The following is a 22,380-nucleotide window of genomic DNA, read 5'->3' as shown; positions in this document are numbered from 1 at the left end:
TCGGTGCGCGAGCGAAGGTGCCAGCAGGTCTTCGGACTCGGGGATCATCCGGGCGGGGCGCCTTCCCAGGCGTCCGTGGACGCCCAGTGGCCGTGGCCCCGCCCGTTCCCCCTCACCGCTGCGCGTCAGTTCCGGATTCGCACCGGATTCCCTGGCCCTGGTGTGGGTTGACTGGCGTTCGCAAGCTATCACGCGAGGTCAGGTCGATTTGTCGGGCCTGGGCGCCCCGCGATAGGTGCCGAAGGACCACTTGTTGCCCTCGGGGTCGGCGATCGCGAACTCCCTGCTGCCGTACGGCTGGTCCTCGATCTCACGGATGATCTCGACCCCGGCGACGGTGAGCCGCCGGTAGAGGTCGTCCACATGGTCGGTGACGACGTACGCCCCGAACGTGCCCGGCTTCAGGCACCAGGCCTCGGACTTCTCGTCGTACGAGCCGAGCATGATCGCGCCGCCCTCGGGCCAGTCGAGCTCGGCGTGCGCCACGCGGTCGCCGTCCTCGTAGACGGCGGTGCGCAGGAAGCCGACCGTGCCGACCAGGAAGTCGATCAGGGCCGGGGCGTCATGGGCCTGGAGCGTGGGCCAGACGGCGGGGGCGCGCCCGGCGGAGGCGGGAGGGGACTGCTGCTGCTTCTCGGTGGTGTTCATGGGTCCTACTCTTCGCCCCCGCCATAGCTCCCGGCTTGGATATTCCGGCACTCTTCGGCCAGCCAGCCGCTGGGGCTCACCCCGGTGTACTGCCGGAAGTCCCGCACCAGGTGGGAGTGGTCGTAGTAGCCGCAGTCGGCGGCGACGCGGGCCAGATCGGGAGCGACGCCGGCCGCCACCGAGCGTGCGACGGCGCCGCGGGCGCGCTGGAAGCGCATCAGGCGTCCCGCCTGCTTGGGGCTCAGGCCCGTCTCCGCGCGGAAGAGCGTGGTGAGGCGGCGTTCGCTGAGCGCGACGTGCCGGGAGAGACCGCGCAGGGTGCCCACGCCCCGGTGCCGGGCCAGCCAGGCCCAGGCCTCCGCGACCTCCGGGCGTACGGATCCGGCGGTGTCCTCGGCGGCCACGCGCTGCCTCAAGTAGGCGGACAGGGAGGCGAATCGCTCCTCCCAGCCGCCCTGCTCGCACAGCAGCTCCCGTACGTCGGCGGCGCGGCGCCCCATCACGTCGGCGCCGGACGTCACCAGGTCGTCGGCCAGTTCGGCCGCCGGTACACCGAACAGGGCGCGGGCGGCGAGCGGGTGCACGGCGAGCTGGATGCCCGCCTCGTGCTCGGGCCGCACCACGTACGCCGGGGACTGGTGCAGGCCGCCGACGACGATGTCGGTGCGGGACGCGTCGGGGCCGCCCGCCTGCTCGGGGCTCTCGCCGGTGACGACGGGGCCGTCCAGCGAGAAGATCAGCGTCAGATACGGGGACGGCAGGCCGCGGTGGAATCCGGGGTTCTCCCCCGCCGTGCGGTAGCCGACGGCGGACACCACCATGCCGTCGAGCCGCGGAGCGGCCCGCACGAACTCCCGGGAGACGGTCTCCATGCCTTCCAGTATGCGATGGGCGCGGCTCCGGAGCAGGCCCTCACGCCTGACGGGCGTCCGACGCGACTACCCGCGGGCGCGCTTCCCATGCCCGCCGCGTCCGGTGATGTCGATCATGGGAATCCGCCGCCCGACCTCATACGATGACCCGCCGCTCCGGACGGGGCGCAGACCGCTCTCAGGGGGCACAAAAGCATGGCAGTAAAGGCAAAGGGCAAGCTGGCCGTACTCGGCACGGCGGGCGCGCTCACCGCGGCCGTCCTCGCGGGGACGGCGCTGTGGCCCAGCACGGACGCGACGGCGGCGGACGCCTCAGCGAAGACCGCGAAGTCCTCGGCGAAGATCGCGACCGAGCTGGCGCACTGGCCCGAGCCGGTCGCGAAGAAGCTGGGCAAGGTCATCGCGAAGAACGAGGACAAGGGCGCGTACGCCGTCTTCGACGCGGACAACACGACCTACCGCAACGACCTGGAGGAGTCCCTCCTGCCCTTCCTGGAGATGAAGGGGGTGCTGACCCGCAAGTCGATGGACCCGTCGCTGAAGATCATCCCCTTCAAGGACACGGCGAAGCACAAGGAGAGCCTCTACAGCTACTACAACCGGCTCTGCGAGGTCGACGACCAGGTCTGCTACCCGTGGGCCGCGCAGATCTTCTCCGGCTTCACGCTGAAGGAGCTCAAGGGGTACGTCGACGAGCTCCTGGCCCACGACAAGCCCATCCCCGCCGAGTACTACGAGGACGGGAAGCTGACGAAGACCGAGGTCAAGACCCCCGAGTTCTTCACCGGCATGCAGGAGCTCCACAAGTCGCTGCGGAAGCACGGCATCGAGGTCTACGTCGTCAGCGCGGCCAGCGAGGACCTGGTGCGGATGGTCCTGTCCGACCCGAAGTACGGCTACGACGTGAAGCCCGAGAACGTCATCGGCGTCGGCCTGCAGCTCAAGGACCGCAAGACCGGCGAGGTCACCAGCTCCCGCAAGGAGATCGCGGAGGGCCGCTTCGACGAGAAGAAGCTCGCGGGGCGTGAGCTGACGCCGAACCTGTGGGCGCCGATGACCTGGTTCCAGGGCAAGCCCGCGGCCATCAACACGTACATCGACGAGTGGAAGAAGCCCGTCCTGGTGGCGGGCGACACCCCGGCGAGCGACGGCCCGATGCTGTTCCACTCCGCGGACGTGGAGCACGGCGGGGCGCGGGTCTGGGTCAACCGCAAGGACGACTACATGAAGCAGCTGGACGGCATGAAGAAGAAGAACGCCGACCGGCAGCGGGAGCTCGGCCAGAAGGTGACCGCCGACAAGCGGTGGCTGACGGTGGTCCCGGACGAGATCCGCTAGGGTCTCTCGTTCGGATCAGGCCCGGACGCCGCCGGCGGCGTCCGGGCCTGCGGCGTTCACCAGGCCCGAGGCGATGGCGTCGGTCAGGGCCGCGTGGTCCTGGGCGTTCTGTGCGGCGTAGCGCAGCGCGAAGTCCGCAAGGGCGCGGTCGAACGTGTCGGACGCGCCCAAGTAGGCGGCTATGGCGATGCGGTCGCCGGAGCGTGCGTGGGCGCGGGCCAGGGCCGTGCCGCAGAGCCCGGCGTAGGAGCGCAGCTCCGCTGCGGACATGGCCTCGACGTCCGCCGAGCCCTTCATGTCGCGCAGCTGACGCCAGTAGAAGGCGCGGCCCTGGGGGCCCGTCATCCAGCCGAGGAAGATGTCGCTCGCCGCCTGGAGGAGGCGCTGGCCCGCGACCACGCGGTGCCCGGGGTGGACGTACGGACCCGCGGGGAGGTGCTCCTCCAGGACCGAGCGGACCGCCTCCTTGATCTGCAGGAAGAGCGGGTCGTCGGCGTCGCGCCCGGCGAGGAGCACGATGAAGCAGCGGGTGCCGACGCTGCCCACGCCCACCACTTTCCGCGCCGCGTCCACGAAGTGGTAGCGGTCGAGGAGGAGCCGGCGCTCCTCGGAGAGCGTGGAGCGGTAGTCGCCGAAGATCTTGCGCACGGCCGCGAGTTCGGTGGGGCCGGCCGGTTGAATGAGTGGCGGGTCGTGGATGATGCGGCGCCCTCCCGCCGCTCCCTCGACCTCTTCCGTCAGTTTGCCGAGCGCCTGGAGACTCGTGCGGCGGCGGGCCCGGTCCAGGGTGCTCGCCACGCGCTTGCGGTGGCGGGTGGAGCGGATGAGGGGCAACAGGGCCTGTGCGTCGGTCCGTTCGTACCAGACCGCCAGTTCGCCGAGCCTCGCCAGACGCCGCATCGACGTGCGGTACGCCGCCACCGCAGCGAGGCACGCCTCGCGTCCTCCGCGCTCCGGGTGGCCGTTGTCGCGGGATGCGACGGCGATGCTCGCGGCCAGGCGTTTGACGTCCCACTCGAAGGGGCCGGGGCAGGTCTCGTCGAAGTCGTTGAGGTCGAAGAGCAGGGCGCGTTCCGGTGATGCGTACAGGCCGAAGTTCAACAGGTGCGCGTCGCCGCAGAGTTGGACGGTGAGCCCGGTGTTCCACTGGACGGCGAGGTCCCCCGCCATGACGGCGGCGGCGCCCCGCAGGAAGGAGAACGGGGACGCGGCCATGCGGGAGTACCGGATGGGCAGCAGCTCCTGTACGCGGCCCGCGCCCTGCCGCTCCAGGACGGCCACCGGGTCGGCGCGGTCGGCGGAGGGTATCCAGGCCCCGTGCGAGGAGCGGGAGGCGCGCTTGCGGGCAGCCTTGCCCTGCCGGGCACGCTCGTCCGGAGTGGTCATCGCCCCGCTCCCCTCTCCGTCGGCAGCCCCGCTACAGCCTCCCGTCAGGAGCAGCCAATGCCGCCACGGGCGCGTACGCATGCCGGGTACGCCGAACGGGTGAACTGTCCCCGCACGTGTGTCGGGACCTCAGCTTCCGCCCGCGACCGCCCACGCCGCCACCTTCTTGGCGAGCGCCCCGCCCGCCCGGGTCCACGCGAAGTGGTCCAGACGGCCGCCCGCCTCCTGGGTGGAGTACTGGACGCGCGTGACGCGGGCGCCCGGCACCTTGCCGACGAGGTGGTCGAGAGCGGGTGCGGGGGCCCAGGTGTCGCCGTCCACGGAGACCGCGAGGACGGGCAGGCCGAGGGTGCGCAGGGCCGCCTCGTAGTCGTGCGGGGAGCCCGGGGACGAGTAGCGGCCCGTGCGCCCCTGGCGTGCCCAGTCGCGAATGACCCCCTTGGTCTGGTTGCCGCCGAAGCCGAACCTGACCCCTGGCCACCGGCCGAGCAGGGTCGACGCCGCCGCGGCGAACAGCTCGCCGATCAGCAGCAGGGGCCCGCGCAGGGGACCGTACGCGCGGAACCAGACGGAGCCCGAGGCGACGAGGGCGACTCCGTCGACTCCGGGGCCGATCCCCAACGCGGCGTGCACGAGCCCCAGTTGGCCGCCCATGCTGTGACCGAGGAGGTACAGGGCGGGCTCCGGGCCCAGTTCGGTCCGTATCGCCTCGATGACCGCCACGAGGTCCTGCTCGACGATCGTGCGGTAGCCGTGGTCGACGGCGTCCGCGTCCGTGACCCGCGGGGTGCTCTCCCCCTGCCCCCGCATGTCCACGGTCAGGGCGGTGAGCCCCTCGGCGTGCAACTGGCGTGCGAACGCGCGGTAGTAGCGGGCCGGGGTGCCCATGGCGGGCAGGATCAGGACGGCCGGCGCGGGGTGGGACGTGGCCCCGCTCCCGCGCAGGCCGCGGACGGGAAACCGCGCCCCGTCCGGGAGTTGAGCGGTGACGAGCAGCGGCAGCTCGCCTGCTGGCTCCTGCTGGGCGGGCGCGGTTTCCGGCTGAGTCATGCGGCCAGCATGAACCACGCGTACGGGCGGGGACCGCCGGCCCCCACCCGTACGCGTCCGCGCGGAAGTTCAGCGGCTGTACCGCATCAGGGCGCGCACCATGTGGCAGGTGATGTCCGACGGCGGGTGGATTCCCACCTCCTCCGCCATGCTCCGGATCCTGATGTTGTTGGCCTGGTTCGCCAGATAGACGCCCGAGTCGAGCAGGGCTATCGCCAGGCGCATGGCCTTCAGGCGCCGGTTGTGCGTGATGTACCACTCGCGCGGCCGTCCCGCGGGGAGCGGTCGCTTCTCCAGTGGTGCGTACGTCGGGTCGATGAACACGGGCCGGGAAGCGTTGCGCTTCGACTTAGATGTGAGTGCGGCAGCGGGCACAGGCATCCTCCTGTCGCGATCAGGAACCCCCGTCGGGAACCCTCGAACATTGCTTCAATTCTACCGCCGGGCACTGACAATCGCCGCTGGCCAGACGGCCTTTGAGGCGGTGTGACGGATGGGTCGCGGGTAGCGTGTGCGGCATGGAGATCTGGATCAATCCCGCCTGTTCGAAGTGCCGCGGCGCACTCACGCTGCTCGACGCGGAGGGTGCCGACTACACCGTCCGGCGCTACCTCGACGACGTGCCCACCGAGGACGAGATCCGCGCCGTCCTTGAGCGGCTCGGCCTGGAGCCGTGGGACATCACGCGCACCCAGGAGGACGCCGCCAAGGAGCTGAACCTGAAGGACCGCGAGGCCTGGCCGCGCGACGCCTCGGGCCGCGACCGCTGGATCACGGCGCTCTCCGAGCACCCCAAGCTCATCCAGCGCCCCATCATCACCGCCGACGACGGCACCGCCGTGGTGGGGCGCACGGAGGAGGCGGTACGGGACGCGCTGTCCCGGTAGCCACCGATGCCCGCCGGTGCGGGGACGAGCCCGGGGCAGATGACTGCCGACCGATGAGCCATCTCCGTCAAACCGTTACATATGCCTCCATAGCGTTGGGCACTCCACACGCCGCCGGCCGGACGACGGATCCGGGGAACGGAGAGGAGCGCACCGTGCGGAACCTGACCGCTGGAGGCGTATACGGCACGATCCTCGCGAGCGCGCTGATCGCGGCACTGCACTCGGAGGCACAGGCCTACACGCCCTACTACGACGCGGCCTGGATCATGGTGACCGCGGGCACCGCCGCCCTCGCGCACGGATACGCGCACCACATGTCCACGCACCGCCCGGGATCGGGCCTGCACCGGTGGCGGCAACTGGCGTGGGAGCTCATGGACGAGTGGCCGGTGGTGGTCGCCTGCTGGCCCACCGTGGGGCTGCTGCTGCTCGCGGGAACGTTCGGCTGGCCCGAGGCGCCCGTCACCTACACCGCGCTCCTCCTGAACGCGGCCCTCCTCCTCGCCTGGGGCACCTTCGCCGCGCTCCGTGCGGGCTACCGGCGGCGCTCGGCCGTGCTGCTCGGCCTGGCGGACGCGGCGATCGGGCTGCTCATCGCGGCGGCCAACGCCGTCATCAAGTGACCGGTCATGACGCGGGACGTGAAGTGAGCCACACGCACCGCAGGTAACACGGGGTTCACATTCGAGCAATGGACGGGAAATCGCCCGTTGGCAGGCTGCCCGCATCACCACGGCACCGCAGCACCCGCACGTTCTGCGCCGTACCGAGCATTTAAAGGATGGCCCCCGTGACCTTCAAGGCTGAGTACATCTGGATCGACGGCACCGAGCCGACCGCCAAGCTCCGTTCGAAGACGAAGATCATGGCGGACGGCGCGGAGCTCCCCAACTGGGGCTTCGACGGATCCAGCACCAACCAGGCCAAGGGTCACGCCTCCGACCGTGTACTCAAGCCGGTCTTCACCTGCCCCGACCCGATCCGCGGCGGCGACGACGTACTCGTGCTGTGCGAGGTCCTCAACACGGACATGACGCCGCACGAGACCAACACCCGTGCCGCGCTCGCCGAGCTCGAGGACCGTTTCGCCTCGCAGGAGCCGATCTTCGGCATCGAGCAGGAGTACACCTTCTTCGAGGGCGACCGCCCGCTCGGCTTCCCCGTCGGCGGCTTCCCGGCCGCGCAGGGCGGCTACTACTGCGGCGTCGGCGCGGACGAGATCTTCGGCCGTGACGTCGTCGAGGCGCACCTGGAGAACTGCCTCAAGGCGGGCCTCGGGATCTCCGGCATCAACGCCGAGGTCATGCCGGGCCAGTGGGAGTTCCAGGTCGGCCCGCTCGCGCCCCTGGAGGTCTCCGACCAGCTGTGGATCGCCCGTTGGCTGCTCTACCGCACCGCCGAGGACTTCAAGGTGTCGGCCACCCTCGACCCGAAGCCGGTGAAGGGCGACTGGAACGGCGCGGGCGCGCACACGAACTTCTCGACGAAGGCGATGCGCGAGGGCTACGCGCCGATCATCACCGCCTGCGAGTCCCTCGGCGAGGGCTCGAAGCCGCTCGACCACGTCAAGAACTACGGCGCCGGGATCGACGACCGCCTGACCGGTCTGCACGAGACCGCCCCGTGGGACGAGTACAAGTACGGCGTCTCCGACCGCGGCGCCTCGGTCCGCATCCCGTGGCAGGTCGAGGTGGAGCAGAAGGGCTACATCGAGGACCGCCGCCCGAACGCGAACGTCGACCCGTACGTCGTGACGCGGCTGCTCGTCGACACGTGCTGCACCGCCCTGGAGAAGGCCGGCCAGGTCTGACCCCGCCCGTCCGCGGGATTTCGAAGGGGGCGCCCGCCGGACCGGTGGGCGCCCCCTTCGGCATGCGGGACTTCGGCAGGCGGGACCGGAGGGACCAATTCACGCCAAGGGTTGTCCAAGGAGGCGTATCAGCGTGCGAGAGGGAACGACCGCGGCCCCTCCCATCTGCTTCAATGGGGTCATGGGCAGCTACGGGAACACCGCGACGGGTCGTCACCACGACCTCGAGCCGTTCTGGCCTTCCCGTCAGCACCATGACTTCGACCGGGTGTGTTGCCGCGCGAGGAACGCGCAGGCCCTCTAAAGCCGTTCACCCGGCCTTCGCCTGACGCGCACGACGTACGTACGTCCTCGACGACTGACGACTCCTCCGCGCGAAAGAGCTGACCTCCATGGCGAACTCCCGTACCTTCTCGGCGTCCACCGCTTCCACTGCCACCGCCACGCCCCTGACCAGCCCCGGCCGGGGGCGGCTGCGGGCCGTCGCCCCGGACGAGGTGGTGCAGATCACCGACTTCCTGCCGCCGGGCGCGACCTGGCTGCCCGCGCCCCAGCACACGCTGCCCACGCTGCCGGGCCAGCCGCCGATGATCGGCTACCTGGTCCTCGTACCGGCCGGGCAGGAGCCCCACGCCGCCGCCGCCGAGCCCGAGCCGCTGCAGCCCGCCGCGCCCGCCGGTCAGGCGCGGGGGCCCGCTTCCGGCGGGCCTGTCCGGATCGACACCGTGCAGCGCGCGGCGGACGTCGACGGCCGCCAACTCGACCTCACGTACCTGGAGTTCGAGCTGCTCGCCCATCTCGTCGCCCACCCCCACCGGGTGCACACGCGCGACCAGTTGGTGACCACGGTGTGGGGGTACGGGCACGTGGGCGACGGGCGCACCGTCGACGTCCACATCGCGCGGCTGCGGCGCAAGCTCGGCGCCGACCACCGTCAGACGATCCAGACGGTGCGGCGCGTGGGCTACAAGTACGCACCGCCGACGACCCGCTGACCTCGGACTTTCCGCCCGGGGCCGGGCTCTGCCACTAGCAGAAACCTGTTCCCCGGGCGGCTCCCGGCGTGCAGAGTCGTCGGCATGAGACTTCTGATGCTGGGTGGTACGGAGTTCGTGGGGCGGGCCGTCGTCGAGTCGGCCCTTGCGCGCGGCTGGGAGGTGACGGTCTTCCACCGCGGTCGCCATGAGGCGCCCGCGGGTGCGGTGTCGCTGCTCGGTGACCGTACGGCGGAGGGCGGCCTCGACGCGCTCGCTGCCTCCGACGGCGAGTGGGACGTCGTCGTCGACACCTGGTCGGGGGCGCCGCGGGCTGTGCGCGAGTCGGCGCGGCTGCTCTCGGGGCGGGTGGGGCGGTACGTGTACGTGTCGAGCGTCTCCGTGTACCAATGGCCGATCGCGGCGGGTTCCGACGAGAACCACCCTCTCGTCGAGGGTGATCCCGGCGCGGACGCGGTGGCGTACGCCGAGGACAAGCGGGGCGGGGAGCTCGCGGCGCTCGCGGAGTTCGGGGCCGAGCGCACGGTGCTCGCCCGTGCGGGGCTGATCCTCGGTCCGTACGAGAACATCGGGCGGCTTCCGTGGTGGCTGAATCGCGTCGCCCGCGGCGGTCCCGTACTGGCCCCGGGGCCACAGGAGTTGGACCTCCAGTACATCGACGCGCGGGACCTCGCGGAGTGGGTTCTCGACGCGGCCTTCGCGGGTCTGCACGGCCCGTACAACATCGTCTCCCCCATCGCGCACACGACGACGGAAGAGCTACTGAAGGCGTGCGTGGCCGTGGCCGGCGCGGACGACGTGGAGCTGCGGTGGACCGACCCCTCGGTGATCTCCGAGCACGGCATCGAGCCGTGGATGGAGCTGCCGGTGTGGGCCCCGCCGGGCGACATGCACGACTCCATGCACCGCACGTCGCCACAGAAGGCGGCGGCCGCGGGGCTCCGTGCGCGGCCGGTCGCGGAGACGGTCGCGGACACATGGGCCTGGCTCCGGTCGATCGGCGGAGTGGCCCCGCAGCGCCCCGACCGCCCGGTGGTGGGCCTGGCCCCGGAGAAGGAAGCGAAGGCGCTGGGGCTTTAGCGGGAGACAAGGCGGGGGCGCGGGGAACTGCGCGACCAGCCACAGCCGGCCCGCAGATCACCGCGCCCCCAGCGGAGCTACACCGTGGCCGACGGAACCGGCCGGGGCTCAGGCTGCCCCGCTGCTGCGGGCGCCTCGCCATGAGAGATGCGAGGAAGCCACGAAAGCCCCCGCGGCGTACGCCAGTTGCGCTCGCCAAGGAGCGTCATCAGGGACGGCAGCAGCACCATCCGTACGACCGTCGCGTCCAGCAGGACCGCCACGCCGAGGCCCACGCCCATCTGCTGCATGTCCTGCATGGACAGGGTGCCGAAGACCCCGAAGACCGCCACCATGATCACGGCCGCACCCGTCACCGCGCCCGCGGTCCGCGTGATGCCCTCGCGGATCGCCGCGCGGTTGTCCAGGCCCCGACTCCGCGCCTCGCTGATCCGCGAGACCACGAAGACGTGGTAGTCCATCGACAGGCCGAAGAGCACCACGAGGACGAAGAGCGGCATCCAGTTCTCGATCGCACCCACCTGCTCCGAGCCGATCAGCTCCGCGCCCCAGCCGTGCTGGAAGACCGCGGTCATCACGCCGTAGGCGGCGCCCACCGAAAGGAGGTTGAGGGCGATGGACGTCACCGCGATCACCACCGAGCGGAAGCTGAAGAGCATGAGCAGGAACGTCACCGCCGCGATGAAGGCGAACACCGGCACGATGCCCTTGCTGAGCTGGTCGCTGAAGTCCTCGGACGAGGCGAGGTCTCCGCCGACGTAGGCCTCCGCGTCCAGGCCGTCGAAGGCCGCGGGGACCACGTCGTCCCTGAGTTCGCCGAGCGCCTTCTTCGACTTCGCGTCACTGCCGTCACCGGGCAGCGGTACGTCGATCTCGGCCACGCCCGCGTCCTTGTGGACGGTGAGTTCGGCGCCCTTGCCCGCGTCCCGCACCACGGCGGCCAGCGCGGCGCGCATCTCCTTGGACCCGATGTCGTCGGCCTTGACGACGACCCGGGCCGGCGCGGGGCCGCCCGGGAACTCCTGGGTGATCTCCCGGAAGGAGACCGACAGCGGGGCGTCCGAGCCGAACTGCTTCTCCAGGCCCAGCTGTTCGGTCTTCATGCCGAGCGCGGGCGCCGCGAGCGCCAGGAGCAGGACCGCCGAGCCGACGGCGAAGAACTTCGGCTTGGCGAGGACGGGCCGCAGGAGCTTGCCCGCGATGCCGCCGCTGGCGTGCGCGCCCTTCTTGCCCTTGCGGTTCAGGAACGGGATGCGGCCGGCGTCGATCCGGTCGCCGAGTGCGGAGAGCAGCGCGGGAAGCACCGTCACCGAGCCCAGCATGGCCACGCACACCACCAGGATCGTGGCGACCGCGAAGCCCTTGAAGAGGAGCAGGCCGGACAGGAACATGCCCGCCATCGCGACCATCACCGTGAGGCCCGAGACCAGCACGGCCCGCCCGCTGGTGGCCGCCGCGATCCGCAGCGCCGTCTCGGCGTCATGCCCCGCCGCCCGCTCGTCCCGCTCGCGCCGCAGGTAGAACAGGCAGTAGTCGACGCCGACCGCGAGCCCCATCAGGAACATCACCGAGTACGTCGTCTCGAACAGGTGCAGCTGGTGGCTGGCGAGCGAGAGCAGGCCGAAGGCCCCGATGCACGCGGTCAGCGCGAGGCCGACCGGGAGCAGCGCCGCGACCACGGCCCCGAAGGCGACCAGGAGGATGCCGAGCGCGAGGGGCACCGCGGTGAACTCGGCCCTGGTGAGGTCGTCCGAGAGCAGGTCGCCGAGGTGCTTCTCGGAGCTGGCGTCGCCGAACTGGTAGACGGCGATGCCGTTCGCGGCGCCCTCGTCCTTGGCCTTCTGCACCGCGTCGAGCACCGGCTGGACGCGGTCGGCAGCTTCGTCGGACTTGCCCTTCATCTCGAAGCGGAGCAGTCCGTCCTTGCCGTCATCGGAGGGCAGCGGCGCCTGGATCTCCCGGGTCTCGCCGGTGGCCTTCAAGGCCTTGGAGAGGTCGCTCGCCGCGCCCCGCCAGCCGTCCGCCGTCCTGGAACTGACCATGACGAGCTCGCCCGCGGGCTCCTCGACGCCCGCGTCCTTGAGGATCGTCGCGGCCCGGCCCGCGTCGCCGACCTCCATTTCGTCGTCGGACGCGGTGACCATGCCCGAGGCCCCGCCGATGGTCGTGGCGAGCACGACGAAGAGCAGCCAACCGAGGATGGCCGTCTTGCGATGGTGTGCGCTCCACACGCCGAGTCGTGCCGCGAGGTTTGGCCTCATGGCGTTTCGCCCCCATAAGTAAGCTTTGGATAAGCCGGTTGATGACGGGGACAACGCTAGAAATCGGCGGCCCGCCCACCCAGCCGCCGAGCCCCCCACTGTCCGAAGCACAGGGCGAGGTGCGGGGGTGTCGTCAGGTACACCCCCTGCTCGGGTGCCGGACCCAATGACCCGCACCGATCCCTGCGGCGAGAATGTGGCCATGCCGTTCGAAGAGATGGGGATCAGAAAATGACGAGGGTCCGAGAATCCGTGATCGCGGGAGCCCGGGGGCTCTTCCTTTCGGTCATCATGCTCGCCGGTTCGATCACCCTCTTCGTACTGTCGGTCCTGTCCATCGCCTTCATCACGCTGGGGATCGGCGTCTTCACGACCCCGCTGGTCCTGACCGGCGTACGCAAGTGGGCCGACCTGCGCCGCGCCCAGGCCGGCGCGTGGTCGGACGTCCACATCCCGCGGCCCTACCGCCCCTTCCCCGCGGACCTGCGCAGGGGCGTCACCGGACAGGTGGAGCGCACCTCGCTGCTCCTGAAGGACCCGGCGACCTGGCGTGACCTGCAGTGGCTCCTCGTCGACATGACCGCCGGCTACGTCACGGTGATCTTCGCGCCCGCGCTGCTGCTCTACCCGCTGTACGGCTACGTCCTCGCCCTCGGCGTCTGGAAGCCGATCTACGACGCGGGCGGCGGCGAGTGGTACGGCTTCATCCACGTCACCTCGCAGACCGACGCCAACATGGCGGCCCTGCTCGGCACCGCGCTCGGCGTCGTCGGCATCTTCTCCAGCCCCGCCATCCTGCGCGCCCACTTCCTCCTGACCCGCTCGCTGCTCGCGCCCACCGTCTCCATGCGGGAGCGTGAACTGGCCCTCCGTGTCGACCGGTTGACCGAGACCCGGCACGACGCCGTGGACTCCTCCGCCGCCGAACTGCGCCGCATCGAGCGGGACCTGCACGACGGCGCGCAGGCCCGCCTGGTCGCGATGGGCATGGACCTCGGCACCATCGAGGCGATGATCGAGAAGAACCCGGCCAAGGCCAAGGAACTGATCGCCAAGGCCCGGCAGAACTCCGGCGAGGCGCTGACCGAGCTGCGCGACCTGGTCCGTGGCATCCACCCGCCGGTGCTCGCCGAGCGCGGCCTGGGCGACGCGGTGAAGGCCCTGGCCCTGCGCCTTCCGGTGCGCACGGACGTGGACGTGGAGCTGCTCGGGCGGGCCGATGAACCGGTGGAGGCGGCCGCGTACTTCGCGGTGAGCGAGGCCCTGACGAACACCATCAAGCACGCGGGCGCGGACCGCGTCTGGGTGGACATCCACCACGCACAGGGCATGCTGCGCATCGCGGTCACCGACAACGGCAAGGGCGGCGCGTCCATCGGGGCGGGGTCAGGACTGAGCGGGATCGAACGCCGACTCGGTACATTCGACGGCGTACTGGCCGTCAGCAGTCCCGCGGGCGGCCCGACCATGGTGACCATGGAGATCCCTTGCGAGTTGTCCTAGCCGAAGATCTCTTCCTGCTGCGTGACGGTCTGGTCCGGATGCTGGAGGCATTCGACTTCGAGATCGCCGCCGCTGTCGAGACCGGGCCCGAACTCACCAAGGCCCTGGCCGAGTTGGAGCCGGACGACGATGCCGTGGCCATTGTCGATGTACGGCTCCCACCGTCCCACACGGACGAGGGACTCCAGTGCGCGCTCGCCGCGCGACGGGCACGGCCGGGTCTTCCCGTGCTCGTGCTCTCCCAGCACGTGGAGCAGCTGTACGCGCGCGAGCTGCTCGCGGACGGGAACGGCGGGGTCGGTTATCTCCTGAAGGACCGGGTCTTCGACGCCGACCAGTTCATCGACGCCGTACGCCGGGTCGCGTCGGGCGGTACCGCGATGGACCCGCAGGTGATCCAGCAGCTCCTGTCGCGGCGCTCGGCGGACCAGCCGCTCGGCAAGCTGACGCCGCGCGAGCGCGAGGTGCTCGAACTCATGGCGCAGGGAAGGTCGAACGCGGCGATCGCCGGGGAACTCGTCGTGACGGAGCGGGCGATCGCCAAGCACACGTCCAACATCTTCGGGAAGCTGGACCTTTCGGTCTCCGACGACGACAACCGGCGGGTCCTCGCCGTACTCGCCTATCTGGATCAAGAGCGTTGAGCGGATCGCCGAACCGAACACCACAGGGATTGCGGAGCAATTCCGCGCGTGATTGAACAGGGTCGGCTCCTGTTGCGTACGTAGTCCCATGGGACGCACACCACGACGCACATCACGAAAACGATCAAAACTCGCCGGGCGCGCGATCGCCGCCTCGGCGGCTCTCATCCTGGGCGGCGGCGGAATGGTCGCGGTGAATGTCTACGCGAACGCCGGGGAAAGCCCCGATTCGCCGTCCGCCAGGACCCAGTCGGGCGCGCAGGGCGACAACCTGGGCCTCGCGACCATCAGCTGCCCGGACGTCGGCACCCAGCTCTCCGACGTGCCGGACGACGCCCGCGAGGACGTCGACCGCAGACTCGCGGAGCTGGACACCCAGATCACCGCCGCGTACGAGAAGTTCGCCGACGCACAGGACACCGAGCAGGCCAAGGCCGTGCTCGAACCCCTTGAGGAGCAGCGGCGGCCGACCATCGAGGGCATCGGCTCGTCGATCGACCAGGCGGGAGGTCAACCGCCCCAGGGGATCGACGGCATGGCGCCGTGCACCATGCGGGCCGACGACTCGGCCGGGCAGCAGCAGCCCCCGCAGGACGGGGACGGCCAGGAGCAGCCTCCGCAGGACGGCGGCCAGCAGCCGCCCGGCGACGGCGACGACCAGCAGCAGCCGCCGGACGACGGTGCACAGCAGCCTCCGGACCAGCAGAACGGCAACGGACCCGAGGCCGGCGACTTCGTCGACATCAACTCCGTCCAGCCCAACGTCAACCGCCCCGACAAACAGCGCGGCGCGTCACGCGGCACCTTCACCACGAAATGCGGGACGAACGAGAACGGCAAGTTCAATCCGGACAATGTCATCGCCGCACCCGGCGTGAGCAATGGCGCTCACCATATGCACGATTACATCGGAAATCAGGCCACGGACGCCTTCTCCAGTGATGACGATCTCGCCAATGGCGACACCACATGCCAGAACCAAGGGGACAAGTCGACCTATTACTGGCCGGTCCTGAGGCTGCAGAACGGACAGGACGAGAACGACGCCCAGGCGGACGGCGGCGGCAAGGACCAGAATGTCGGCGAGATCCAGACGCCGTCGTCGGTCACGCTGAAATTCGCCGGGAATCCGACGGGCAAGGTCGTCGCGATGCCGCGCTTCCTGCGCATCATCACCGGTGACGCCAAGGCCCTCACCAATGGCGACGCCAATGCCAACGCGTCCTGGAGCTGCACCGGCTTCGAGGACCGCCAGCTGAAGGACAAGTACCCGATCTGCCCCGAAGGCAGCCAGGTCGTGCGGACCTTCAACTTCCAGAGCTGCTGGGACGGTCAGAACACCGACAGCGCCAACCACCGTACGCATGTGGCCTTCGCCGACGAGCAGAGCGGCGCGTGCCCGCAGGGGTTCAAGGCCATTCCGCAGCTGGTGCAGCGCATCGTGTACGACGTACCGCCGGGCCCGGGATTCGCCGTCGACTCGTTCCCCGAGCAGCTGCACAAACCGATCACCGACCACGGTGACTTCATCAACGTCTTCGACGAAAGGCTGATGCAGCGCGTCGCCAAGTGCATCAACAGCGGCAAGCGCTGCAACTGAGCCGAACTGATCGGCTCAGTACGCAGGCTGACCCCCATACCGCTGCGCGGTCAGCTCGTGTGGTGACCGGAGTGGCCCGAATGCCCCGGGCTCTTGTCCTCGTGATCCCCACCACCGCTACTCCCCGAGTGGTGCGAGGACTTCTCCACCGTCCCACCGAGCCGGCCGCGCAGCCGCATGACCACTTTCTCCTCGCCGACCGCGATCCACTTCTTGCCGATGAGGTACGTGCCGCCGTAATCGGTCGCCTCGTCGAACCATTCGGCCTGGCCACGGGCATTTGTAAAGGTTACTAGGACGTAGCGGCGGGCACCTTTGTCACAGGTGGCCTGCCGCAGTTCGGCCGCATCCGTCTGGATGTCGGGCTCGCACCGCGCCTTGGCCGCCAGCTGCTCCAGGCTGCCGCTCGCCGTGTCAGGCACCGCGTCGTCGCCGTCCGAGCCGCACGCCACGAGTACCAGCAGCATCCCCACACCCATGCCCGTACGCATGCGCCTTTGCATGCCCCTGCTCGCGCCCGCAAGCGTCTTCCGCGCTGCCTTCATCGTCCCACCAGTCCCTTCAGGCGAGGTGAACTCGCCATGTCCGTATGCACCGTTGAGCGCAGGACGCGGCACGGATACCGTGCGCCGCACCATTCGACCCAGGGGGTACACATGACCGATCCGTCCCGACGTTCCGTGCTCGGCACAGCCGGGGCCATCGGCCTCGGTGCCGCCGTCGGCGGGGTGGCGGTTCCGGCCCACGCCGCCGAAGGGCCCGTCAAGGGCCCCGCCTTCGCCCTCGATACGGATTCCGCGCGCTCAGCACTCAACAGACTCCTGCCGCATCACGCGGAACAGTTCCGTCTCAGACTCGTCCCCGCGAAGGGCGGAACGGACCGGTTCCGGGTTTCGGGCACGACGGGGCGCGTCGATGTGTCCGGCACGACGCCCGCCGTGCTGCTCACCGGGGTCCACTGGTATCTGAAGTACGTCTGCGGGGCCCACATCGCCTGGAACGGCGACCAGTTGGACCTGCCGCGCAAGCTGCCCGCGCCGTCACGCCCGCTGGAGCGGTTCACCGCGCTTGCGCACCGGTTCGCCCTGAACGACACGAACGACGGGTACACCGCGCCGCACGCCGACTGGGCGTACTGGGAGCGCATGATCGACGTGCTCGCGCTGCACGGCTGCAACGAAGTCCTGGTGATCGCGGGGTCGGAGGCCGTCTACCACCGGGTTCTCCAGGACTTCGGCTACAGCGACGCCGAGGCGCGCGCGTGGCTGCCCGCGCCGTCGCACCAGGCGTGGTGGCTGCTGCAGAACCTGTCCGGGTACGGGGGCCCACTGTCGGCCGAACTGATCGACAAGCGCGCCGAGTTGGGGCGCAGGATCGTGGACCGGCTGCGTTCGCTGGGGATGGCGCCGGTGCTCCCGGGTTACTACGGGCACGTCCCGGACGGATTCGTGGCACGCAACGGCGGGGACGCGCGGGTGGTGCCGCAGGGCACCTGGCACGGTTTCAAGCGGCCCGACTGGCTGGACCCCAGGACCGCGTCCTTCGGGAAGGTCGCCGCTTCCTTCTACCGGCACCAGGAGCAGCTCTTCGGAGCCGCAGAGAACTTCAAGATGGACCTGCTGCACGAGGGCGGCACCGCGGGGGACGTCCCGGTGCCGGACGCGGCGCGCGGCGTGGAGGCGGCCCTGCGGAAGGCGCGCCCCGGTGCGACCTGGGTGATCCTGGGCTGGGAGACCAATCCGCTGCCTGCCCTGCTCGACGCGATCGACCGGCGGCGCATGCTGATCGTGGACGGGGTCTCCGACCGGTTCACGAGCGTCACCGACCGCGAGAAGGACTGGGGCGGCACGCCGTACGCGTTCGGCACCATCCCGAACTTCGGCGGCCGTACGACCATCGGTGCCCGCGCCCACATCTGGAACGAGAAGTTCTTCGCGTGGCGCGACAAGAGCGGCAGCGCGCTCGCGGGGACGGCCTTCATGCCGGAGGCGACGGACCGGGATCCGGCCGCCTTCGAGCTCTTCTCCGAACTGGCCTGGTCGGAGAAGAAGTTGGACCTCCGGTCCTGGTTCGACGGCTACGCGGGCTTCCGCTACGGAGGGCGTGACGCCGACGCCGGGCGCGCCTGGCGGGCGCTGCACGACACCGCCTACCGGCACACCGCCGTCGAGCGGAGCGACCCGCACGACTCGCTGTTCGCGGCCCGCCCCGACCTGGCGGCGAACCGCGCCGCCGAGTACGCGCCGCGTGCCCTGACGTACGACCCCGGCCGCTTCGACGCGGCGCTCACCGGTCTGCTCGGGGTCCGTGGCGCGCTGCGGGGCAGCGCCGCGTACCGGTACGACGTGGTGGACGTGGCACGGCAGGCCCTCGCGCACCGGAGCCGGCAGTTGCTGCCGCAGCTGCGGGCCGCGTACGGCCGGAAGGACGCGGCCACGTTCCGGACACTGTCGACGCTGTGGCTGCGCCTGATGCGCCTGTCGGACGAGCTGGTGGGCACGAACCCGGCGTTCCTCCTTGGCCCTTGGGTGGAGTCCGCGCGCCGGATGGGCACGACTGACGCGGAGCGTGCGGAGTTCGAGCGGACCGCCAAGGTGCTGATCACGGTGTGGGGCGACCGGGCGACGTCCGAGGGCGGAAAGCTGCACGAGTACGGGAACCGTGAATGGGCCGGACTGATGGCCGACTTCTACGTCCCCCGGTGGCAGAAGTGGCTCGACGAACTGGCGGACGCGCTGGACGCCGGGCGCGAGCCCCGCGATGTGGACTGGTTCGCGGTGGAGGAGCCGTGGACCCGGGAGCGCAAGGACTATCCGCTGCGGGGCCTCGGCGACGCGTACCGGACGGCTTCACGGGTGAGGGACGTGCTGGCGCGGGCGCCCTACCAGGGGTCGCTGGAGGTCGTGGCCGACCCGCCGTCGCTTCCGCCCGGCGGGAGTGCACGCGTCGAGGCGGTCTTCCGCAACGTCAACGGGCTGCGGGCCACGGGCCGTGTCGACTTCCGGCTGAGCGGGATCGACGCGGAGCCGTCGGGCCCGGTGTCGCTGCCGCGGGTGGCTCCGGCGGGGTCGGGCAAGGTGGCGTGGCGCGCGAGCGCACCGGACACGCCTCTGGACCGTCCGCTGCGGCCGCTTCCGTACGAGATCGAGGTGCGGTACGGGCCCGAGGGCGAGCGGCGGGTCCGCGCCGTCCACGAGGGCGTGCTGTTCGAGGCGGGCCCGGTGGGGCCGAGCTGGCGGAAGTTCACGAACAACGCGGCGGTGTTCGGCGAGCTGGACGGCCGCTACGCGATCAACGGCGCGGGCGCGGACCTGTGGAAGGGCACGACGGAGTTCGCAACGCTGTACCGGGAGGGTGCGCTGCGGGACGGGGTCACGGTGACGGTCCGGGTCGACTCCCAGGCGGTGACGGGCCCTTGGGCCAGAGCGGGCCTGATCGCGCGCAACGCGATGGGGGTGGCGGGTTCACCGGGCTTCGTCGACCTGGCGGTCACGCCGGCGAACGGGGTGGTCCTGTCGTACGACACGAACGGCGACGGAACGCTGGACACGTACAAGCGCATCACGGGGATCAAGGCGCCGGTGCTGCTGCGCCTCGGACGGGAGGGTGCCGTCATGACGGGGTCGTGCTCGACCGACGGCGGGGCCAGTTGGCGGGTGGTGGCGAGTGTGGAGGTGCCGGGGGCCGCGGCGGCGCAGGATGTGGGGCTGTTCATGAGTGCGACCAATGGGGGCGACGGAGGGCGGGGGACCGTGGAATTCAGTGAGTGGGGAATCGACTGAGGTACACGGACGCGGACGCGGCTCGGGGTGCCGGGGGGGGCAGCACAATTCCCCGCGGCACCCGTCACGTCATGCGAAAGTGTGGCCATGGATATGGCGTGGGAGAAGCGGCTGGACGTGGCGTGGGGCGCATTCGACGAGTACGGGGAGGACCGCGCCGGGGAGTTCCGGGGCGTCATCGACGCCCTGGTGGACGAGTTGCCCGAGGGGAGTCCCGTCGCCCCCTTCGAGCGGGCCTGTGCCTTCGATTCCACCGGTCACTCCGACCGTGCCGTACCCCTGTACCGGGAGGCCCTGGAGCGCGGGATCGACGGGTATCGACGGCGGCGCACCCTCATCCAACTCTCCAGTTCGCTGCGGAACATCGGGCAGCCGGAGGAGGGCGTCGCGCTGCTCACTGCTGAATTGGACGGCCCCAGCGACGAGTTGGACGACGCCGTGCGGGCCACGCTCGCCCTCTGTCTCGCCAGTCTTGGCCGCGAGCGCGAAGGCCTCGCGCTCGTGCTCGGCGCCCTCGCGCCCCATCTCCCCCGGTATCAGAGGTCCATGGGCAACTATGCGCGAGAGCTCACCGAGAGGTGACCAACTGACGATTCGCTCGTTTTGCTGAACGTGTCGTCGAATGTGAAGTCCCCCGCCCCGTCCCAGGATCTCTCCGGCGTCGTCGATGTCGAGCAGGCCGAGGCCGCCCTCGTCGAGCACTACCCGCGCCTGGTGCGGCTCGCGTACCTGATCCTTCCGCCCAGCCTCGGGCGCAACCGGCGGGTCCTGACCGCCCACGCGCTGACCCAGCGCGCGCTGCCCCGCAGCCGCAGGCCGGACGACGCGGAGGACATTCCGGTACAGCGCTCGGGGGACGGGCGGGGTGGCGACCCCGGGTACGCGTACGTACGGCTGCGCGTCGTCCGTACCGCGCTTGACGCCGGGCTCCCCCTGCGGCGCAAGGCCTGGCCCAAGCGCGCGCAGTTGCCGCCGCTCCTTCCGCAGGTATGGGGTCTTCGGCTCTTCCCGCGGTCGGGCGGCGCCGACGAACTCGCCCTGGACCAGCGGCTCTCGGCCCTGTCGGGCGCCGCGCGGGCCGCGTATGTGCTGCGGGGTCTCGAACGGCTCCCCGACGGCGACGTCCGCAAGGTGCTCGACGCCGCCGGAGTCGACGAGCCGGCCGCCGCGCTGGCCGAGGCCGACGGCGTGGAAGCGGCGTACGACCTGCTCAAGTCCCCCGAGTTCGACCCCTGTTCCCTTCAGGCGCGGCCCACCGATCTGATGCGCCGCAGGCAGCACATGAAGGCCGCGGGCGTCGCGCTCGCGGCGGCCCTGGTCTGCGGGGCCCTGCTGGGACTTCCGGGCGACGGGTGGGGGCCCGACGGCGCCGCCGCGCCCCCGTACGCGAAGAATCCGGCCGGGCAGGCCGCGCTCGACCCGGGGCAGCTGACGAAGGTCGCCGCCGGCGCGTGGAAGCGTTCCGCGCGGGCGGACTTCTCCGTGTGGCCAGCCAGGGGCGCGCTCACCGGCGACGAGGCCCTGCTGCGGCGGGCCCTGGCCGTCTGGGCGAGGCCCGGCGAGTCGGTGCAGGTCTCCGCCACGCCCGGCACGGCGGCCGGCGCACCTCCCGGGCCCGCGCAGCTCCTCTTCGCCGGCGAGGTCGACGCGGCCCGCGTCGTGCTCCTCTACGACGGCCTGCGCATCGTGCGGTACGCAGAGCCGAAGGACGGCACCAGCGGAGCCGCGCTCGACTTCGCCCGCGTGGACGGCGCGACCAGCACCGAGGCGGGAGCCGTGGTCCTGAACCGAGTCGACGGCAACGTGCGGTATTTGACCGCGCCCTGGGTGGGCGGTGTCGGCGTACGCGACCTGCTGAAGCCGGGCGCGAGCGCCACCCCCCTCGAGCGGGACGGCGAGGGCGTGACCGGGCCCTTCGCCAGCCCGGCGCAGGCCAGCAAGTGCACGTCCTGGAACGCCCTCCAGCTGCGGGACGACACGGGCACGAACCGCCTCTCCACCGACCTCGGCGAACTCGTCCCCGCCCATCTGACCGCGGGCCGCCCGCAGGCCCCGCGCGAGGCGTCGGCCGTGGACTGGTCGTCGACCGCCTGCTCGCTCGCCGCCGCGCGCTCGAACGGCGTGCGGTCCGTGAACTCCTGGCAGTACGCGCGTCAGGCGCTGCCCGAGGCCAACGGCTCGGCGGCCTGGCTCTGCACCCGGGCCGACACCTGGCGTGGCGAAGGGGGCCGGGCCCTCGCGCAGTTCCAGGCGTCGGGCGCGGCGGCCGTCGCGGCGAAGGCCGAGGACTCGGCGGCGTGCGGGGCGCGGGAGCCTTCGGTGCTCGCGGGAGTGCGGTGGAAGTCCCGCGGCGGGAACTGGTACCTGCTGGGAGCAGGCAGCAGGGACGTCGTCTCGGTCAAGGCCGCCGGAGGGGCTTTGACCCGCGGCAACACCCTGGCCGCGCCCCTGGAGCGGGGCGCCCGCGCGGGGCTCACGGGACGGCTCGCGGACGGCACGAAGGTGTCGACGCTGCGTTGAG

General features: G+C 71.0%; 19 protein-coding genes and 1 riboswitch. Of the genes, 12 read left to right on the top strand and 7 right to left on the bottom strand.

Annotated features, from left to right (window positions below; all coding sequences use genetic code 11):
• Nucleotides 1-5: 5 nt before the first annotated feature.
• A riboswitch (cobalamin riboswitch) is annotated at nucleotides 6-191 on the bottom strand.
• A 7-nt stretch (nucleotides 192-198) separates the two neighbouring features.
• Entirely contained in the window at nucleotides 199-648 is a 450-nt protein-coding gene (locus tag M4V62_RS30020; protein ID WP_249590308.1) for a VOC family protein, read from the bottom strand.
• Nucleotides 649-653: 5 nt separating this feature from the next.
• Complete coding sequence (locus M4V62_RS30015; protein WP_249590307.1) at nucleotides 654-1,520, bottom strand: AraC family transcriptional regulator; 867 nt, start codon at nucleotides 1,518-1,520, stop codon at nucleotides 654-656.
• Between the two features lie 195 nt (nucleotides 1,521-1,715).
• On the opposite strand from M4V62_RS30015, the gene M4V62_RS30010 reads away from it, so the two are divergent.
• Nucleotides 1,716-2,858 (top strand): HAD family hydrolase, encoded by a 1,143-nt coding sequence (locus tag M4V62_RS30010; protein WP_249590306.1) that lies wholly within the window; start codon nucleotides 1,716-1,718, stop codon nucleotides 2,856-2,858.
• Nucleotides 2,859-2,873: 15 nt separating this feature from the next.
• Here the strand turns inward: M4V62_RS30010 and M4V62_RS30005 are convergent, their stop codons facing one another.
• From M4V62_RS30005 to M4V62_RS29995, 3 genes are all read right to left on the bottom strand, one after another.
• Nucleotides 2,874-4,244: a DUF2252 domain-containing protein gene (locus tag M4V62_RS30005; protein WP_249590305.1), complete on the bottom strand. Its 1,371-nt coding sequence runs from the start codon at nucleotides 4,242-4,244 to the stop codon at nucleotides 2,874-2,876.
• A gap of 129 nt (nucleotides 4,245-4,373) precedes the next feature.
• On the bottom strand, nucleotides 4,374-5,294 hold the full coding sequence (locus M4V62_RS30000) for an alpha/beta hydrolase family protein (protein WP_249590304.1): 921 nt from the start codon (nucleotides 5,292-5,294) through the stop codon (nucleotides 4,374-4,376).
• Between the two features lie 69 nt (nucleotides 5,295-5,363).
• Nucleotides 5,364-5,669 (bottom strand): hypothetical protein, encoded by a 306-nt coding sequence (locus tag M4V62_RS29995; protein WP_249590303.1) that lies wholly within the window; start codon nucleotides 5,667-5,669, stop codon nucleotides 5,364-5,366.
• Between the two features lie 143 nt (nucleotides 5,670-5,812).
• Here M4V62_RS29995 and M4V62_RS29990 point away from each other — a divergent pair, with 143 nt between their 5' ends.
• The 5 genes from M4V62_RS29990 (at nucleotide 5,813) to M4V62_RS29970 (ending at nucleotide 10,069) form a co-directional block, all read left to right on the top strand.
• A complete protein-coding gene (locus tag M4V62_RS29990) occupies nucleotides 5,813-6,181 on the top strand; it encodes an arsenate reductase family protein (protein WP_249590302.1) in 369 nt (122 codons plus the stop codon).
• A 155-nt stretch (nucleotides 6,182-6,336) separates the two neighbouring features.
• Complete coding sequence (locus tag M4V62_RS29985; RefSeq protein WP_249590301.1) at nucleotides 6,337-6,807, top strand: hypothetical protein; 471 nt, start codon at nucleotides 6,337-6,339, stop codon at nucleotides 6,805-6,807.
• A 167-nt stretch (nucleotides 6,808-6,974) separates the two neighbouring features.
• Entirely contained in the window at nucleotides 6,975-7,994 is a 1,020-nt protein-coding gene (gene glnII, locus M4V62_RS29980) for a glutamine synthetase (RefSeq protein WP_283779117.1), read from the top strand.
• A gap of 392 nt (nucleotides 7,995-8,386) precedes the next feature.
• Nucleotides 8,387-8,989, top strand: coding sequence for a winged helix-turn-helix domain-containing protein (locus tag M4V62_RS29975; RefSeq protein WP_249590299.1), 603 nt, complete (start codon nucleotides 8,387-8,389; stop codon nucleotides 8,987-8,989).
• An 84-nt stretch (nucleotides 8,990-9,073) separates the two neighbouring features.
• Complete coding sequence (locus M4V62_RS29970) at nucleotides 9,074-10,069, top strand: NAD-dependent epimerase/dehydratase family protein (RefSeq protein WP_249590298.1); 996 nt, start codon at nucleotides 9,074-9,076, stop codon at nucleotides 10,067-10,069.
• Between the two features lie 77 nt (nucleotides 10,070-10,146).
• Here M4V62_RS29970 and M4V62_RS29965 read toward each other — a convergent pair whose 3' ends face one another.
• Nucleotides 10,147-12,330, bottom strand: a complete 2,184-nt coding sequence (locus tag M4V62_RS29965; RefSeq protein ID WP_249590297.1) for an MMPL family transporter — start codon at nucleotides 12,328-12,330, stop codon at nucleotides 10,147-10,149.
• Nucleotides 12,331-12,561: 231 nt separating this feature from the next.
• Between M4V62_RS29965 and M4V62_RS29960 the strand changes: the two genes are divergently transcribed.
• The 3 genes from M4V62_RS29960 to M4V62_RS29950 all read left to right on the top strand — a co-directional run bounded on the left by M4V62_RS29960 (nucleotide 12,562) and on the right by M4V62_RS29950 (nucleotide 16,077).
• Nucleotides 12,562-13,833, top strand: a complete 1,272-nt coding sequence (locus tag M4V62_RS29960) for a sensor histidine kinase (RefSeq protein ID WP_249590296.1) — start codon at nucleotides 12,562-12,564, stop codon at nucleotides 13,831-13,833.
• The gene (locus M4V62_RS29955; protein ID WP_249590295.1) at nucleotides 13,818-14,477 is read left to right on the top strand and encodes a LuxR C-terminal-related transcriptional regulator; all 660 of its coding nucleotides are present in this window, start codon (nucleotides 13,818-13,820) and stop codon (nucleotides 14,475-14,477) included. Before M4V62_RS29960 ends, M4V62_RS29955 begins: the two co-directional genes overlap by 16 nt.
• 88 nt (nucleotides 14,478-14,565) lie before the next feature.
• The gene (locus tag M4V62_RS29950) at nucleotides 14,566-16,077 is read left to right on the top strand and encodes a DUF1996 domain-containing protein (protein WP_249590294.1); all 1,512 of its coding nucleotides are present in this window, start codon (nucleotides 14,566-14,568) and stop codon (nucleotides 16,075-16,077) included.
• Nucleotides 16,078-16,127: 50 nt separating this feature from the next.
• Here M4V62_RS29950 and M4V62_RS29945 read toward each other — a convergent pair whose 3' ends face one another.
• The gene (locus M4V62_RS29945) at nucleotides 16,128-16,568 is read right to left on the bottom strand and encodes a hypothetical protein (RefSeq protein WP_249590293.1); all 441 of its coding nucleotides are present in this window, start codon (nucleotides 16,566-16,568) and stop codon (nucleotides 16,128-16,130) included.
• A 165-nt stretch (nucleotides 16,569-16,733) separates the two neighbouring features.
• Between M4V62_RS29945 and M4V62_RS29940 the strand changes: the two genes are divergently transcribed.
• From M4V62_RS29940 to M4V62_RS29930, 3 genes are all read left to right on the top strand, one after another.
• Nucleotides 16,734-19,859: an alpha-N-acetylglucosaminidase gene (locus tag M4V62_RS29940; protein ID WP_249590292.1), complete on the top strand. Its 3,126-nt coding sequence runs from the start codon at nucleotides 16,734-16,736 to the stop codon at nucleotides 19,857-19,859.
• An 87-nt stretch (nucleotides 19,860-19,946) separates the two neighbouring features.
• A complete protein-coding gene (locus tag M4V62_RS29935; protein ID WP_249590291.1) occupies nucleotides 19,947-20,441 on the top strand; it encodes a tetratricopeptide repeat protein in 495 nt (164 codons plus the stop codon).
• A 21-nt stretch (nucleotides 20,442-20,462) separates the two neighbouring features.
• Complete coding sequence (locus M4V62_RS29930) at nucleotides 20,463-22,379, top strand: RNA polymerase sigma factor (protein ID WP_425574982.1); 1,917 nt, start codon at nucleotides 20,463-20,465, stop codon at nucleotides 22,377-22,379.
• The last annotated feature ends 1 nt before the right edge of the window (nucleotide 22,380 follow it).

The sequence above is a fragment of the Streptomyces durmitorensis genome, from assembly GCF_023498005.1.
Taxonomy (GTDB): domain Bacteria; phylum Actinomycetota; class Actinomycetes; order Streptomycetales; family Streptomycetaceae; genus Streptomyces; species Streptomyces durmitorensis.
Note: the sequence above shows the minus strand (reverse complement) of the source record. Positions and strands in the feature narration are given on the sequence as shown.

Bases quoted from the DNA above. Each gene is read 5' to 3' on its own strand.
- M4V62_RS29970 (WP_249590298.1), top strand. From the start codon at position 9,074: ATGAGACTTCTGATGCTGGGTGGTACGGAGTTCGTGGGGCGGGCCGTC.
- M4V62_RS29950 (WP_249590294.1), top strand. From the start codon at position 14,566: ATGGGACGCACACCACGACGCACATCACGAAAACGATCAAAACTCGCC.
- M4V62_RS29945 (WP_249590293.1), bottom strand. From the start codon at position 16,568: ATGCGTACGGGCATGGGTGTGGGGATGCTGCTGGTACTCGTGGCGTGC.
- M4V62_RS30015 (WP_249590307.1), bottom strand. From the start codon at position 1,520: ATGGAGACCGTCTCCCGGGAGTTCGTGCGGGCCGCTCCGCGGCTCGAC.
- M4V62_RS29935 (WP_249590291.1), top strand. From the start codon at position 19,947: ATGGATATGGCGTGGGAGAAGCGGCTGGACGTGGCGTGGGGCGCATTC.
- M4V62_RS30000 (WP_249590304.1), bottom strand. From the start codon at position 5,294: ATGACTCAGCCGGAAACCGCGCCCGCCCAGCAGGAGCCAGCAGGCGAG.
- M4V62_RS29975 (WP_249590299.1), top strand. From the start codon at position 8,387: ATGGCGAACTCCCGTACCTTCTCGGCGTCCACCGCTTCCACTGCCACC.
- M4V62_RS29990 (WP_249590302.1), top strand. From the start codon at position 5,813: ATGGAGATCTGGATCAATCCCGCCTGTTCGAAGTGCCGCGGCGCACTC.
- M4V62_RS29965 (WP_249590297.1), bottom strand. From the start codon at position 12,330: ATGAGGCCAAACCTCGCGGCACGACTCGGCGTGTGGAGCGCACACCAT.
- M4V62_RS30005 (WP_249590305.1), bottom strand. From the start codon at position 4,244: ATGACCACTCCGGACGAGCGTGCCCGGCAGGGCAAGGCTGCCCGCAAG.
- M4V62_RS30010 (WP_249590306.1), top strand. From the start codon at position 1,716: ATGGCAGTAAAGGCAAAGGGCAAGCTGGCCGTACTCGGCACGGCGGGC.
- M4V62_RS29960 (WP_249590296.1), top strand. From the start codon at position 12,562: ATGACGAGGGTCCGAGAATCCGTGATCGCGGGAGCCCGGGGGCTCTTC.
- M4V62_RS30020 (WP_249590308.1), bottom strand. From the start codon at position 648: ATGAACACCACCGAGAAGCAGCAGCAGTCCCCTCCCGCCTCCGCCGGG.
- M4V62_RS29940 (WP_249590292.1), top strand. From the start codon at position 16,734: ATGACCGATCCGTCCCGACGTTCCGTGCTCGGCACAGCCGGGGCCATC.